Genomic DNA, 14,570 nt, shown 5'->3' with positions numbered 1-14,570 from the left:
TCGGTGGCGTTTTTAAATCCTTATAGCGGTTATTGTACCTGGTACAACAAGTCTATATCTGTTTAATTTACAGAGGGGAAAGTGTTCCAAATGAAAATCAAAAATGTGGCGCTGGCGATTGCCGCGGCGGGGCTGCTGTTATCTTCTCAATCAGTACTGGCAAGCAGTGATTCTGGCGTTAATGCTTCTCTGGATACCGGTGCGGGTTCGCAAAGTACGGGCGGGGTGATCAATTTTACCGGGAAGATTACCCTTATTTCCTGTGATATTACTCCGGCCTCTAAAAACAAAACGGTAGACCTTGGGGCGTGGGCAAAAAGCTACTTTGACGATCACAACGAAACGACGCCGCGCGAGTTCAAAATCAACGTGGAAAACTGCCCGGAGACGGTTGAATCGGTTGCGGTACTGTTTGACGGAACCAAAGATACGGTGAATGACACACTGCTTCAGGTTACGCCGGGTGAAGGTATGGCGACGGGTGTCGGCGTGAAGCTTTATAACAGCGATCGCAGCACCGCGATTAAACCGGGTACGGTATCTGAAACAACCGCACCGGATGATCAAGGCAATGCTGAATTAACTTTCTATGCCGCACTTGACAAAGATGGCACGGAAATCAACGCTGGCGATGTTAACGCCGTATCCAACTTCCTGATGGTTTATAACTGATTTCACTGTCAGCCACCTCCAGAGATAATAATGATGAAACGTTTATCGTATATTATGCTCACTGCATTAATGGTTAGTTCTGCGTCAGTTTCCGCTGGCGTTGTAATGGGGGGAACACGGATCGTATACCCGCAAAACAGCAAGGAGGTGGCATTTTCTGTTTCTAATATGGAAAGTGCGGTTCCCTATCTTATTCAGTCGTGGGTTGAAGGCGATGGGCCGGATAAAAATAACGCTGCGCCATTTATTGTCACACCACCTCTGTTCAGACTTGATCCGGAGCAGACCAACACGCTGCGTATTCAATATACCGGCGCTCCGCTGCCCACAGATCGTGAATCTGTATTCTGGCTCGATATTAAAGCGATAGCGCCAAAGCCAAAAGAGAGCAGCAACGAATTACAGGTAAACGTCAAATCGAAATTTAAAATCTTCTACCGCCCGGACAACCTGAAAGGGGACGCCGCCACGGCCTGGCAGAAAATAACGTTTTCGCGAACGGGAAAAGGGCTTAAGGCCGCTAACCCGACGCCATACTACGTCTCTTTTTATCGTCTGACCGTTGGCGGGCATAAAATTGAGCAGCCGGGCATGATCGGTCCAGGGGAAACCCGGGAATGGCCTGTGTCCGCCTCCGGGGGCGTAAGCTGGTCGGCTATTAATGATTTTGGTGCCATCACCGCCACCCACACCCAGCCTCTTTAAGACCATGCCTTTTCGCCTGTTTCGTTACGCGCCGCTTTCGGTGTTGCTGCTTAGCTTCAGCCGCACGGGGATGGCCGAGGATTACTTTGATCCCGCCGCGCTGGAGCTTTCCTCTACTGAACAGAAAACGGCGGATCTGCACTATTTCTCTGAAAAGGGCGGGCAGATGCCAGGCACCTGGCTCGTGACGCTGGAGATTAACGGACGCGAGGAGCGGCATCAGGAGATCACCTTCGTCAATGAGAAAGGCAGCCTGCAACCCGTTTTTAGCGTATCGCTGCTGGAAGCGCTTGGCGTAAATGTAGGGGCCATTCCTGCATTCTCCCGGTTGCAGGAGGGAGAAACGTTCACGCACCTCGAGGATTTTATTCCGGCAGCGCGAACTTCTTATGATTTCAACCAGCAGCGTCTCTTTCTCAGCCTGCCGCAGGCGGCAATGAAACACCGCAGCCGTGGCTACGTGCCGCAGTCGCAGTGGGACGATGGTATCCCGGCGGCATTTACTGATTACAGTCTGTCGGGCGGTCAGGCCCGTCATCAGAGCGGGGTCACGACATCCAGCTATCTGAGCCTGCGTAACGGCATCAATCTGGGGGCGTGGCGGCTGCGTAACACCTCGGCCTGGAGCTACAGCGACGCGGGCGGCGACCATTTTCAGTCGCAAAGTAGCTGGCTGACCCGGGATATTCGCCGTCTTAACAGCCAGCTACGGATCGGCGATGCCTGGACCGCAGGCGACGTCTTCGATAGCGTGGCGTTTCGCGGGGTACAGCTCTCATCAAGCGAAAGCATGTTGCCCGACAGCCAGCGCGGCTTCGCACCAACCATCCGCGGCGTCGCACACAGCTTCGCTAAAGTCTCCGTTTCGCAAAATGGCTATGTGATCTATGAAACCTGGGTGGCCGCCGGGCCATTTATCATTAACGATCTGTTCCCGGGCGCACAAAGTGGCGATCTACAGGTTACGGTCACGGAAAGTGACGGCTCAACGCGCGTCTTTACCCAGCCCTATTCTGCGGTGCCGTTTATGCGACGCCAGGGCAGCCTGAAATACAGTCTCAATGCAGGACGATTTCACTCCGGCTCCGGTGATGCGCGTTCGCCCGAATTTGTTGAAGGCGCTTTCTTCTACGGTCTGCTCTCCAGGATGACGGTGTATGGCGGCTTTCGTACGGCGAGCAACTATCAGGCCGGTGCAATTGGCGTAGGCAGAGGGTTTGGCGCATTTGGCTCGCTGGGTATTGATGATACGCTGGCAAAAAGCCGTTTACCCGACGGCAAAAGCGCGATGGGGCAGGCGTGGCGCATTCAGTACCAGAAAGATTTCAGCGCTACCGGCACCGCCTTCAACCTGGCGAGCTATCGCTATGCCTCGCGCAATTACTACGAATTTAGTGAACTGAATCAGTCTGACAGCCAACAGCTGCAACTCAATAATCGCCGTAGCCGCTCGCAGGTCACTTTTTCACAGACGCTGGGTCAGTTCGGCAGCCTCAGCGTCTCGGCATGGATGCAGGATTACTGGCATACGTCCGGGCAGGATAAAACCATCCACATTGGCTGGTACACCAGCTGGCGGGGTATTTCCTGGGGCGCGGGGTATGACTACACCGACTCAGCGCTTGAGCAGCATCCCGATCGCACCGTGTCGTTTAACGTCAATGTTCCGCTTGGCAACTGGCTGCCGGGCAGTTCGGTCAGTTACTACGCCAACCACAACAATCGTGGGATGACCACGCAGCAGGTGTCACTCAACGGCAGCGCGCTGGCGAACCGCAACCTGAATTACAGCGTTCAGCAGAGTAAGACCAGTGAGGGAGAGGCCGACAGCACCAGCCTGGCGCTGCAATACAACGGTGGCTACGGCAACGTCAGCCTCGGTTATGACCACAGCCGAAACGGTAGCAACGCGAGTCTTGGACTCGCCGGAGGCGTTATCGCCACGCAGTATGGCGTCACGCTTAGCCAGCCGCTGGGCGATACCGTCGCCCTGCTGCGCGTGCCCGGCGCGGCGAACGTTGAGCCGGAGGGCTACAACGGGATCCATACCGACAGCCGCGGCTATGCGGTCATGCCAACGCTCTCGGCGTATCGCAAAAATACCGTCAGCCTTGATACGGCGACGCTGGGTGAGAACGTCGACATTGAGCAAAGCGGTCTGACGCTCATTCCCACCAGCGGCGCGGTGGTGCTGGCCAATTACACAACCCACATTGGTTATCGCGTTCTGTTTTCCCTGCGCTACCACGGCGAACCGTTGCCGTTTGGCGCGCAGGCTGAAGTGGTGGAGCAGAACCGCCATTCTGCAAACCGAAGCATGGTCGCTGACGGCGGTCAGGCCTACCTGAGCGGAGTACCCGAGCGCGGCACCCTGCGCGTCACCTGGTATGAAAACGGGGAGCAGCAGCAATGCCAGACACCTTTCAGACTGGGGAAAGCTCATATGGCCCCCGGCATCGCTACGCTGTCTCTTGAGTGCCACTAGAGGAATATCATGCGTCACTTTATTCACTGGTTTTTCTATCTGAGCCTTCTTTCGCTTTTTGGCATGCTGAGTTTTCATGCGCACGCTCAGGCCTCGCCCTGCCGCACCACGCGCGATCAGTGGGTTGTCCAGGTACCCTACGCCATTGGATATGCTCCCGGCACGGCTGACTGGACGCCGATATCTGCGCCGATACAGTCTACCGGGGCAGATTTCTACAGCTGTGATGGCGGGAATGATGCCTGGCGTAGTATCGGCTTTGTCGACGTGGATAACCCCGTCGGCACCGTGGTGGGTGAAGACGGTGCGTCGCGGCACGTCTACAAAACCCAGATTGACGGCATCGGCTACGCGCTCGGGTTTCGCGAGCAGCAGTACTGCGGCGCCGATGCGATACGCTATATTGACGGCACAAGTCAGGTGAATGGCAATGAGTCCCGGCGCATTTGCGACGCATCGCAAAACCCCGCCTTTGCCAGCGCCTCAACGTACAAAATGCAGTTCTGGGTGGTGTTTTACAAAATCCCGACGACCAGCGCCATGCCTGACGATAACGCCAATTCCCAGGAGCAAAATGTCGGCTCGCTGATATTGCAGGCGGGAGAAAATCAAGCCAGCGCCACCAACGTGGCGACACCGGTACAGATCCATCTCGCCAGCTTCACCGTCAGGCGTACCAGCTGTTCAGTGGGCTCTCGCAGCATTCTTGTTCCCATGGGGAGCGTGAGCCAGCGTGAATTTCACGGCATCGGCTCCCGCGCCGGAGGCGGACGCTTCAGCATTCCGGTGACCTGTGAAAATAACACGGCGGTTAAGATGGGTTTCTTTGGCGATACCACGCCGGGCAACGATCGGGCGCTGGCGTTGACGAAGCAGGAGGATAGCGCCAGCGGTGTCGGGATCGAACTGCTTTACGGTGACAATACCGGTTCGGTTCAGGGGCAGGTGGTATCGTGGAACACCCCTCAGGTGTCAGCGCTTGGCCAGGTGGGGGATAACCAGACGCAGACCTTCTGGTTTGATGCGCATTACATTCAGACGGAAGAGAACGTAACGGCGGGAAAAGCGGATGCGATGGCCACGTTTAACCTGATTTACAACTGAGTTTCCCCTGCCGCTCCGGCAGGGGAAGCGGGATCAGAACGCGGTCTTACTAAAACCCGTCATCTCTTTCAGGCCCATTTCGCGGCCAAGCTCAGTCATCGGGTGCACCACCACCAGGCCACGGACGCTTTTCTTCAGCTTGCCCATGTCGGCCTGCTCTTTTTTTGTGATCGCGCGGCGATGCGGCATGTTCATCAGCTTCTGCGCCTCTTTACTCAGCTTCTGGCCTTTCACATCGCGCAGGCGCTCAATTTCCGCCTCCAGCTTCACGGACTCTTTTTCCAGCTCGGCATATTTCTCGGCGGAATCAACAAGGGAGAGGCCAGCCATCTGATGGCGGATCAGATCCAGACGGTCGCTCAGGCGTTTAATTTCGTTCTTTTCGACTTCTTTCATGACAAATAACTCTGAAAACGGGGAATTTACAGGGAAGGATACACCAATGTGTGCGGGCTTACTTCTGAAACGCTTTTTTTAAGCTGATTTTAGAAATCAGCTCAGTCAGGGAAAGCACCATGGTGGAGCGGACAACTTGTTGATAACGCAGCTTTTGCATCATGTACAGCTCAGGGTCGCTGTCATCAAACTGAGGTGCGGGAGGGAGCGCGGCTACGCAGTGCAGTTCGCCGAAGGGCCCCAGGATCTCATCATCGGTGAAGGTGTACTCATTGCCGTCATGATTGAGCTCTTCGCGCAGCGCCATTAACAGCTCGGCGTCTTCATACTCCTGACGGTTGAGCACGCCAAGACCGTAGATCAGCTTCAGCCGTACCGATAAATCGCCCAGCGGTCCGTCTCCGTCCAGTAACGGTTCTACAGCATACTTTACCGCGTAGTCGTCTTTGCGAAACACCTGAAGCACCAGAATGTTCACCGCCTCGGTTAACAGCTCGACGGCGGCGATCAGGAAACTTCGTACGGTTTTGCCAGCATTCAGACGCTCAAGCACACGATTTTCAAAGGCCTGGGTTTGTTCCATTATTGCCTGCATATCTGACAATCTGTTATTCGGGCGCAGGCTAACCTGCGCCGGACTCTGCATCATTTGGTTGCGTTGTATGCGCTGACCGCCTCCGCAACCACGTCACTGTTGGCATCCAGACCGGAAATCTGCGCCAGCGCAGCCTGTGCGCCTTTGTCATCAATCAGCTGAGCCAGCTCAATCGCCTGCGGGTCCTGCTCGCTGCGGTAGTGCATCGCGGCAGCTATCCCTTTCACCAGGTTAGCGTGCGGCAGACCGTATTCCAGCGTGCCCAGCAGCGGTTTAATCAGGCGGTCGCCCGCGCTCAGTTTACGCAGCGGCTGACGACCCACGCGCTCAACGTCATCTTTCAGATACGGGTTTTCAAAACGACCGAGGATTTTCTGGATGTATGCTGCGTGTTTATCAGCATCAAAACCGTAGCGTTTGATCAGCACCGCGCCGCTCTCTTCCATTGCCCCTTTGACCACCGCACGGATGTTCTCATCGAGGATCGCGTCACGAATCGTCTGATGACCGGCCAATTTCCCGAGGTACGCGGTTATAGCATGCCCGGTGTTCAGCGTGAAGAGTTTACGTTCGACAAATGCCATCAGGTTATCGGTTAATTCCATTCCCGGAATGGTCGGCAGCGCGCCCTTAAACTGAGTTTTATCAACGATCCACTCGCTGAAGGTTTCCACGGTTACTTCCAGCGGGTCGTTGGTGGCGGATTCTGATGGCGGAACGATGCGGTCAACGGCGGAATCCACAAAACCAACGTGCGCTTCAACCCAGGCTTTATCTTCCTCAGCCACAGCGGCCAGAACGTGGCCTTTCAGCTGCGTGGTGCCGCGCACCATATTTTCACAGGCGATGATGTTCAGCGGCGTTTCAACGCCTTGTGCTTTACGCTTCGCCAGGCCTTTCGCGACCGCCGGGGCGATACACTCAAGCACCACCGGACCCACGGCTGTGGTGACCAGATCAACGCTCGCGATGAGGTCAATCACGTCGTCGCCAATGCTGCTTACCGCGTTGACGCCAGAGACCGTTTCAACCTGTTCGTTTTCACCCACCACGTGAACCTGATAGCTATGACGGGCATTCAGGGCATCCAGAACCACCTGATTCACATCGGCGAATGTCAGGGTAATGCCCGCGTCTGCCAGCAGTTTACCGATAAAGCCACGTCCGATATTACCTGCGCCAAAATGTAATGCTTTCATAGTGTTAACCTTCATCAATGTTTTTACCCGAGAGGGCTGGGGTGAGGAACGTTTCCCCCTCACCCTAGCCCTCTCCCCGGGGGGAGAGGGAAGAGGCGCTGTTACTTGTTAAGCAGAGCCAGAACTTCTTCAACGCTGGTGGTGTTGGCCAGACGCTCAATAACCGTTTCGTCATCCAGCGCGTTGGTCAGGCTGGTAATCACCTGGATATGCTCGTTATTGCGAGCGGCGATACCAATCACCAGACGGGCGATGTCGTCCTCTTCTTCACCGAAGCGCACGCCATCAGGATACTGACAGAACACCACGCCGGTTTTCAGCACGCGGTCTTTCGCTTCAACCGTACCGTGCGGAACCGCGATGGATTCACCCAGGTAGGTTGGGGTCAGCTTTTCACGCTCCAGCATCGCCTCAACGTACTCAGGCTGAACGTAGCCGCCTTTCACCAGCTGCTCACCGGCGAAGCGAATGGCCTCTTCTTTATTGGTCGCCGTGCGGCCAAGGAAGATGTTTTCTGCGCCCAGTTTGAACAGATGCGCGTTGCTCTCGTCGAAGCTGTCTTGCAGGCTGGTGCGCACCTTCACTTCGTTATCTTCATGGCGCTGGGCCGCAACCAGACGTTCTGTCAGGCTGGTGTACAAGCCGCTGTCGAGGAAGTTGGTCAGGGAAATGTGCTGCGCCTGCGGCACCTGACGCATGGCGCGCTCGGTCAGATCGCGGTGCGTGATCACCAGGTCAACGTCCGGCGGCAGGTTGTTAATCGCGCTGTTGGTCACGGAGATGTTGGTCAGACCCGCATCCTGCACTTTCTTACGCAGCACGCCCGCACCCATTGCGCTGGAACCCATACCGGCATCACAGGCCACGATAATTTTACGCACGTGGCTCAGGTCGTTAGAGACATCACCCGCCGCCAGCGGCGTTGCGCCTTTGGATTCGGCTTTCATGTCATGCATACGACGGGTTGCCGCTTCGATATCGTCATCTTCTTTCACCTTGCTGGTTTTCAGCAGGATAGCGGAGACCACGAAGGAGACGGCCATGGCCGCACAGATCGCCGCGATGTTCGCGAAGTAGGCGCCTTTCGGGGTCATCGCCAGCACCGCCAGAATAGAGCCTGGAGAAGCAGGAGACACCAGACCACCGCCCAGTACGCTCAGGGTGAACACGCCGGTCATACCGCCAAGGATAACGGCCAGGATCAGACGTGGGTTCATCAGCACATACGGGAAGTAAATTTCGTGAATACCGCCCAGGAAGTGAATGATAGCCGCGCCGCCAGCAGACTGTTTCGCGCTGCCGCGACCAAAGAACATGTACGCCAGCAGAACGCCCATACCCGGACCCGGGTTCGCTTCAATCAGGAAGAAGATGGACTTGCCGAGATCGTGTGACTGCTGGATACCCAGCGGTGAGAAGATACCGTGGTTGATGGCGTTGTTCAGGAACAGGATTTTCGCCGGTTCAACGAAGATAGACGCCAGCGGCAGCATGTCGTGCGCCACCATGAAGTTAACGCCCGCCGCCAGCAGCTTGGAGAGCACTTCAACCGCAGGGCCAATGCCGAGGAACGCCAGAATCGCGAGGATCATCCCGATGATGCCCGCGGAGAAGTTGTTCACCAGCATTTCGAAGCCGGATTTGATCTTGCCATCAACCCAGACGTCAAATTTCTTAATAGCCCAGCCGCCCAGAGGACCGGCAATCATCGCACCGAGGAACATCGGCATATCCGCACCGACAATCACCCCCATGGTTGTGATGGCACCCACGACACCACCACGGTCACCGCCCACCAGACGACCACCGGTATAACCGATGAGCAGCGGCAGCAGGTACGTAATCATTGGGCCAACAAGTTTCGCCAGCGTTTCGTTAGGCAACCACCCTGTCGGAATAAATAATGCGGTGATAATACCCCACGCGATAAACGCGCCGATATTTGGCATCACCATGTTGCTGAGGAAACGACCAAAGCTTTGCACTTTGATCTTGAAATCGGATGACATAAAACACCCCTTCTTATGTTTACGCTTAGGCTTGTGGCCCGAGGTTTATCGTTAATGTGCGGCGGCAGAGGTAGCCGGGCCCTGTTCTGATGCTGTGAAATCTGGCACTGAATCGTTCAACTGTCCAGACAGCGGAATTTTGTGTGATCTGAATCACATGAATGTAGGGGGTGAGGATATTAATGAAGTGATCGCGATCACATAATGGGTGTGTAAAAAAAATACATTGCTCAGAATTACGCCAAAATGAGGGCTATTTTGTGATTAATATCACAATGTTAAGTTGGCTGTTTGTTTCCAGATTGTGATTTGATTCACAAAATATTTTTATGCAGATTTCTCCCGTATCCCCTCACGGCAGGAATGCGATACGTACACCTGCCTTTTTTCACGGCTTGATCCATACTGACCTCTTTATGGGCATTAAGGATAAGCAATGAAACTCATCGGCAGTTATACCAGTCCTTTCGTGCGTAAGATTTCGATTCTCCTGCTGGAGAAAGGGATTGAATTTGAATTCGTAAATGAACAACCGTACAACGCAGAGAACGGCGTTGCGCAGTACAACCCGCTGGGGAAAGTCCCGGCGCTGGTAACGGACGAGGGCGACTACTGGTTTGATTCCCCGATCATTGCGGAGTACATCGAGCTGCTTGGCGTTGCGCCAGCCATGCTGCCGGCGGATCCAAAAGCAGCGCTGGCGATGAAGCAAATTGAAGCCCTGGCGGATGGCATTATGGATGCGGCATTAACGTCCGTACGCGAGCAGGCAAGGCCCGCCGCCCAGCAGTCAGAAAATGAGCTGCTGCGCCAGCGCGAAAAAATCAGCCGCAGCCTGGATATGTGCGAACAGCTGATCCGCGACGGGAAAATTCAGAGCGATAGCCTGAATCTGGCGACGATCGCCATCGCCTGCGCCATTGGCTACCTTAATTTCCGCCGCGTCTCGCCGGGCTGGTGCGTGGATCGTCCGCTGCTGGTCAAACTGGCGGAGACGCTCTTCCAGCGCGAAAGTTTCGCCCGGACTGAACCACCAAAGGCTTGATGCGGGTTATAACACTTCCTGGCGGGAGGCGGTACAATCCCCCCACATGTTAACTCCCTCTCCCGTCGGGAGGGGGGAAGATATTTACTCGCCAGGCGCATTCATGACTACTCATCATTCCCTCTACAGCCAGATCCCCGCTACCGATCGTCTGCTTCGTGATCCGCGCATCACTGCGGTGCTGGAGCAGTCTGGCCATACTGCAACGGTCGACATGCTACGCCAGCTTCAGGACGATGCGCGTCGCCATATCCAGGCTGAAAACGCGCTACCCGGCTGGTGCGAGGCATGGGCGCAGGAAGTTGAACGCAGGCTGAGCAAGCACGCGCAAAGCGCGTTGCGCCCGGTTATTAACCTGACGGGCACGGTTCTGCACACCAATCTGGGCCGGGCACAGCAGGCAGAAGAAGCGATAGAGGCCGTCACCCGGGCCATGCGCTCGCCGGTGACGCTGGAGTACGATCTGGACGGCGCCGGGCGCGGGCATCGCGATCGCGCGCTGGCGGATCTTCTCTGCCAGATCACCGGCGCGGAAGATGCCTGCATTGTGAATAATAACGCGGCGGCGGTGCTGTTAATGCTGGCGGCCACCGCGAGCGGAAAAGAGGTTGTCGTCTCTCGCGGCGAGCTGGTGGAGATCGGCGGGGCGTTTCGTATTCCGGACGTCATGCGCCAGGCGGGCTGCACGCTGCATGAAGTGGGCACAACCAACCGTACCCATGCAAAAGATTATCGCGCTGCGGTAAATGAAAACACCGCCCTGCTGATGAAAGTGCATACCAGTAATTACCACATTGAGGGGTTCACCAAAACGGTGGAAGAGGCCGAACTGGCCGCCATCGGGCGCGAGCTAAACGTGCCGGTGATTGCCGATCTCGGCAGCGGGTCGCTGGTGGATATGCGCCAGTACGGTCTGCCGAAAGAGCCAATGGTGCAGGAAATGGTTGCTGCGGGCGTAAGCCTGGTCAGTTTCTCCGGCGACAAACTGCTGGGCGGGCCGCAGGCGGGGATTATCGTCGGCAAGCGCGAGCTGATTGCGCAGCTACAGCAGCACCCACTGAAGCGTGCCCTGCGTGCCGATAAAATGACGCTGGCCGCGCTGGAAGCCACGCTGCGGCTCTATCTCCACCCGGAGAAACTGGCTGACCGCCTGCCCACGTTGCGTTTGCTGAGCCGTGATGAAGCCTCTGTTCGCGCGCGGGCGGAAGCACTACTGCCGCAGGTTGCTCCCCATTACCCTGAGTTTGAAGTTCGTATCGAGCCTTGCCTGTCGCAAATTGGCAGCGGCTCGCTGCCCGTGGACAGGTTACCGAGCGAAGCGCTGACGTTCACCCCGCGCGACGGACGCGGAAGCCAGCTTGAGGCGCTGTCGGCGCGCTGGCGTGCATTACCGACGCCAGTGATTGGCCGGATCGGTGATGGTCGTATGTGGCTGGATTTACGCTGCCTGGAAGATGAAGGGCGGTTTCTGGAGATGATGTTGAAATGATTATTGCCACCGCCGGTCACGTTGACCACGGCAAAACCACGTTATTGCAGGCCATTACGGGCGTGAATGCCGATCGCCTGCCGGAAGAGAAAAAGCGCGGCATGACCATTGACCTGGGTTACGCCTACTGGCCACAGCCCGACGGTCGCGTGCTGGGCTTTATCGATGTGCCCGGCCACGAGAAGTTTCTTTCCAATATGCTCGCGGGCGTGGGCGGGATCGATCACGCTCTGCTGGTTGTCGCGTGCGATGACGGGGTGATGGCGCAAACGCGCGAGCATCTGGCGATCCTGCAACTGACGGGAAACCCGCAGTTGACCGTCGCCCTTACCAAAGCGGACCGTGTGGATGAGGCGCGTATCAACGAGGTGCGTGAAGAGGTACTGGCGGCGCTGAGTGAATACGGTTTTAAGGATGCCGCTCTGTTTGTCACCGTGGCGACAGAAGGCCGCGGTATCGACGCCCTTCGCGACCATTTGCAGCAGATCCCGTCTCGTGAACATGCCAGCCATCACCGCTTCCGTCTGGCGATCGACAGGGCGTTTACCGTGAAAGGGGCTGGGCTGGTGGTGACCGGTACCGCGTTGAGCGGCGAAGTTAACGTGGGCGATACCCTGTGGCTGACGGGCGTGAACAAACCCATGCGCGTGCGCGGGCTTCACGCGCAAAACCAGCCGGTGGAACAGGCCCTCGCCGGGCAGCGTATCGCCCTGAATATTGCTGGTGATGCCGAAAAAGACCAGCTTAACCGCGGCGACTGGCTGCTGGCCGACGCGCCGCCGGAGCCTTCTGAACGGATTATCGTTTCTCTCCAGACCCACACGCCGCTGACCCAGTGGCAGCCGCTGCATATCCATCACGCGGCCAGCCACATCACCGGACGCGTGTCGCTGCTGGAAAACGATCTCGCCGAACTGGTGTTCGACTCCCCGCTCTGGCTGGCGGATAACGACCGCCTGGTTCTGCGCGACATCTCCGCGCGCGAAACCCTGGCGGGCGCCCGCGTGGTGATGCTGAATCCGCCCCGTCGCGGCAAGCGTAAGCCCGAGTATTTAGCGTGGCTGGCCTCGCTGGCCCAGGCCCGTGACGACAAGTCTGCGTTAGATATCCACCTTGAGCGTGGTGCGGTGGATCTGGCTGCGTTCGCCTGGGCGCGCCAGCTCAGCGGTGAAGGATTGCGTCTTCTGACGCAGGAGCCGGGTTTTATTCAGGCTGGCAACAGCCTGCTGAACGCGCCGGTGGCGGCGCGCTGGCAGCGTAAAGTGTTGAGCACGCTGGCGACCTACCATGAACAGCATCAGGATGAGCCAGGCCCGGGCCGTGAACGTCTGCGGCGCATGGCGTTGCCCATGGAAGACGACGCGCTGGTGCTGTTGCTGATTGAAAACATGCGTGAAAGCGGCGTGATTGCAAGTCATCACGGCTGGCTGCACCTGCCGGAACACAAGGCCGGTTTTACCGCTGAGCAGGACGCGGTCTGGCAAAAAGTGGCGGCGCTGTTTGGCGATGAACCCTGGTGGGTGCGCGATCTGGCGCGTGAAACCAATACCGATGAGCAGCTGATGCGTCAGGTACTGCGGCATGCGGCGCAGCAGGGTATGATTGTGGCGATCGTGAAAGATCGTTATTACCGCAACGATCGGATCGTGGCGTTTGCGAACCTGATCCGGGAGCTGGATCAGGCGCGCGGATCAACCTGCGCTGCAGACTTCCGCGATCGGCTGAACGTAGGACGCAAACTGGCGATTCAGATCCTGGAGTATTTCAACCGCATCGGGTTTACGCGTCGTCGTGGCAATGACCATGTGCTACGCGACGCGCAGTTATTTCCGTAAGCGTTAAGCGCTGCGCGCCTGCTTCTGCTTAGCCAGCCAGACCGCGCCCAGCCTTCCCGCCTGGTTACCCAGCTCGCAGGGAAGGATGGGCACCCGGAGCGCTTCCCACTCCTCGAATCGCTGTAAATATTTATCCAGCAGGAGATAGATTTTCTCCTGCTCACTAATGCCGCCGCCAATCAGCACCGCCTGCGGATCAAACATAGAGATCACGCTGTAAATACCGCGCGACAGACAATGCGCCCACGCTTCAATGGCTTCGCGCAGATGCACGTCGCTGTCCATGCGTTTAAACAGCTCCTCACCATCAGGCATCTCATCTTCCGACACGGCCAGCGCGCGGCGGCAGGCTTTCATCAGGCCACTGGCGGACGCCACTTCATGCATCGGCTCGCCCTCATTGCCTACGGGCAGCACGCCAAACTCACCCGCCCGGTAGTGCGACCCGCGGTAGAGATCGCCCTCCATGACGATACCGCCGCCGATGCCGGTGCCGATGGTGATGCAGACGAAATGCTCATAGTCCTTGCCCGCGCCCTGCCAGCGCTCGCCCAGCGCCGCGCAATTGGCATCGTTTTCGATTGTCACGGGGAGATCGGTCAGCTGTGCGAACAGTTCGCACAGGTTTTCGCCGTCAAGATAGTCCAGCGCTCCGGCTTTGGCCGCTTCGCCGGTATGGTGATTGATATGTCCTGGAAAACTCACGCCAATACTGGCGATCTCGTGCTCCTGGCAGTACTTATCCACTACCGCTTTCCACTTCTCTTTGAAGGTGCTTTCATCGTCCGGCGTATCATATTCATCGGATGTCAGTTCTTCGCCGTTTTCATTAATTACGCCGTGTTTGATGTGGGTTCCACCCACGTCAAAGCCGATAAATAGCTGCATTGCATCATTCCTCATGAGCCCTTGAGCTATTAAGTATGGCTGCGGCGGCAGAAACGAAACGTAAAGTACGGTAATCCGTGATGCGGCTCGTAAACCCGCTACCCGCTGGCGAGAAAATCACCAGCCGGAACTACCCTTGTTGTACAAC

12 protein-coding genes are annotated in these 14,570 nt (G+C 56.8%); 7 read left to right on the top strand and 5 right to left on the bottom strand.

All coding sequences use genetic code 11. The features are described 5' to 3' along the window. The first annotated feature begins 90 nt into the window (after positions 1 to 90). From ACOT1A_RS20265 to ACOT1A_RS20250, 4 genes are read left to right on the top strand one after another with little or no spacing between them, the layout of a single operon-like run. Positions 91 to 672: a fimbrial protein gene (locus ACOT1A_RS20265; protein ID WP_032621994.1), complete on the top strand. Its 582-nt coding sequence runs from the start codon at positions 91 to 93 to the stop codon at positions 670 to 672. A 30-nt stretch (positions 673 to 702) separates the two neighbouring features. Next, positions 703 to 1,377, top strand: coding sequence for a fimbrial biogenesis chaperone (locus ACOT1A_RS20260; RefSeq protein WP_022649767.1), 675 nt, complete (start codon positions 703 to 705; stop codon positions 1,375 to 1,377). Positions 1,378 to 1,381: 4 nt separating this feature from the next. Next, complete coding sequence (locus tag ACOT1A_RS20255; protein WP_053087815.1) at positions 1,382 to 3,862, top strand: fimbria/pilus outer membrane usher protein; 2,481 nt, start codon at positions 1,382 to 1,384, stop codon at positions 3,860 to 3,862. A gap of 9 nt (positions 3,863 to 3,871) precedes the next feature. Next, entirely contained in the window at positions 3,872 to 4,966 is a 1,095-nt protein-coding gene (locus ACOT1A_RS20250) for a fimbrial protein (protein ID WP_276170298.1), read from the top strand. A 33-nt stretch (positions 4,967 to 4,999) separates the two neighbouring features. Here the strand turns inward: ACOT1A_RS20250 and ACOT1A_RS20245 are convergent, their stop codons facing one another. From ACOT1A_RS20245 to ACOT1A_RS20230, 4 genes are all read right to left on the bottom strand, one after another. Next, positions 5,000 to 5,362, bottom strand: a complete 363-nt coding sequence (locus ACOT1A_RS20245) for a YibL family ribosome-associated protein (protein WP_022649764.1) — start codon at positions 5,360 to 5,362, stop codon at positions 5,000 to 5,002. A 58-nt stretch (positions 5,363 to 5,420) separates the two neighbouring features. Next, positions 5,421 to 6,011 carry a mannitol operon repressor MtlR gene (gene mtlR, locus ACOT1A_RS20240; protein WP_023298873.1) on the bottom strand — a complete coding sequence of 197 codons (591 nt, stop codon included), beginning with the start codon at positions 6,009 to 6,011 and terminating at the stop codon, positions 5,421 to 5,423. Beyond that, entirely contained in the window at positions 6,008 to 7,171 is a 1,164-nt protein-coding gene (gene mtlD, locus ACOT1A_RS20235) for a mannitol-1-phosphate 5-dehydrogenase (RefSeq protein WP_368958422.1), read from the bottom strand. The genes mtlR and mtlD overlap by 4 nt, the downstream gene beginning before the upstream one ends. An 86-nt stretch (positions 7,172 to 7,257) precedes the next feature. Continuing rightward, on the bottom strand, positions 7,258 to 9,165 hold the full coding sequence (locus ACOT1A_RS20230) for a PTS mannitol transporter subunit IICBA (RefSeq protein WP_022649761.1): 1,908 nt from the start codon (positions 9,163 to 9,165) through the stop codon (positions 7,258 to 7,260). Positions 9,166 to 9,601: 436 nt separating this feature from the next. Here ACOT1A_RS20230 and ACOT1A_RS20225 point away from each other — a divergent pair, with 436 nt between their 5' ends. From ACOT1A_RS20225 to selB, 3 genes are all read left to right on the top strand, one after another. Continuing rightward, a complete protein-coding gene (locus ACOT1A_RS20225) occupies positions 9,602 to 10,210 on the top strand; it encodes a glutathione S-transferase (protein WP_015572763.1) in 609 nt (202 codons plus the stop codon). Between the two features lie 103 nt (positions 10,211 to 10,313). After that, positions 10,314 to 11,699, top strand: a complete 1,386-nt coding sequence (selA, locus tag ACOT1A_RS20220) for an L-seryl-tRNA(Sec) selenium transferase (RefSeq protein ID WP_276170297.1) — start codon at positions 10,314 to 10,316, stop codon at positions 11,697 to 11,699. Beyond that, complete coding sequence (gene selB / locus ACOT1A_RS20215) at positions 11,696 to 13,534, top strand: selenocysteine-specific translation elongation factor (protein ID WP_276170296.1); 1,839 nt, start codon at positions 11,696 to 11,698, stop codon at positions 13,532 to 13,534. The genes selA and selB overlap by 4 nt, the downstream gene beginning before the upstream one ends. Positions 13,535 to 13,537: 3 nt before the next feature. On the opposite strand, the gene ACOT1A_RS20210 is transcribed toward selB, so the two are convergent. Beyond that, entirely contained in the window at positions 13,538 to 14,422 is an 885-nt protein-coding gene (locus ACOT1A_RS20210; protein ID WP_023298868.1) for an ROK family protein, read from the bottom strand. Positions 14,423 to 14,570: the final 148 nt, after the last annotated feature.

The sequence above is a fragment of the Enterobacter cloacae complex sp. SYL003 genome, from assembly GCF_049236925.1.
GTDB classification, from domain to species: domain Bacteria; phylum Pseudomonadota; class Gammaproteobacteria; order Enterobacterales; family Enterobacteriaceae; genus Enterobacter; species Enterobacter intestinihominis.
The sequence above is the reverse complement of the archived record's forward strand: the minus strand, read 5'-3'. Positions and strand labels throughout refer to the sequence as shown.

Bases quoted from the DNA above. Each gene is read 5' to 3' on its own strand.
- selB (WP_276170296.1), top strand. From the start codon at position 11,696: ATGATTATTGCCACCGCCGGTCACGTTGACCACGGCAAAACCACGTTA.
- ACOT1A_RS20245 (WP_022649764.1), bottom strand. From the start codon at position 5,362: ATGAAAGAAGTCGAAAAGAACGAAATTAAACGCCTGAGCGACCGTCTG.
- ACOT1A_RS20210 (WP_023298868.1), bottom strand. From the start codon at position 14,422: ATGCAGCTATTTATCGGCTTTGACGTGGGTGGAACCCACATCAAACAC.
- ACOT1A_RS20230 (WP_022649761.1), bottom strand. From the start codon at position 9,165: ATGTCATCCGATTTCAAGATCAAAGTGCAAAGCTTTGGTCGTTTCCTC.
- mtlD (WP_368958422.1), bottom strand. From the start codon at position 7,171: ATGAAGGTTAACACTATGAAAGCATTACATTTTGGCGCAGGTAATATC.
- ACOT1A_RS20225 (WP_015572763.1), top strand. From the start codon at position 9,602: ATGAAACTCATCGGCAGTTATACCAGTCCTTTCGTGCGTAAGATTTCG.
- ACOT1A_RS20260 (WP_022649767.1), top strand. From the start codon at position 703: ATGATGAAACGTTTATCGTATATTATGCTCACTGCATTAATGGTTAGT.
- mtlR (WP_023298873.1), bottom strand. From the start codon at position 6,011: ATGATGCAGAGTCCGGCGCAGGTTAGCCTGCGCCCGAATAACAGATTG.
- ACOT1A_RS20255 (WP_053087815.1), top strand. From the start codon at position 1,382: ATGCCTTTTCGCCTGTTTCGTTACGCGCCGCTTTCGGTGTTGCTGCTT.
- ACOT1A_RS20250 (WP_276170298.1), top strand. From the start codon at position 3,872: ATGCGTCACTTTATTCACTGGTTTTTCTATCTGAGCCTTCTTTCGCTT.
- selA (WP_276170297.1), top strand. From the start codon at position 10,314: ATGACTACTCATCATTCCCTCTACAGCCAGATCCCCGCTACCGATCGT.
- ACOT1A_RS20265 (WP_032621994.1), top strand. From the start codon at position 91: ATGAAAATCAAAAATGTGGCGCTGGCGATTGCCGCGGCGGGGCTGCTG.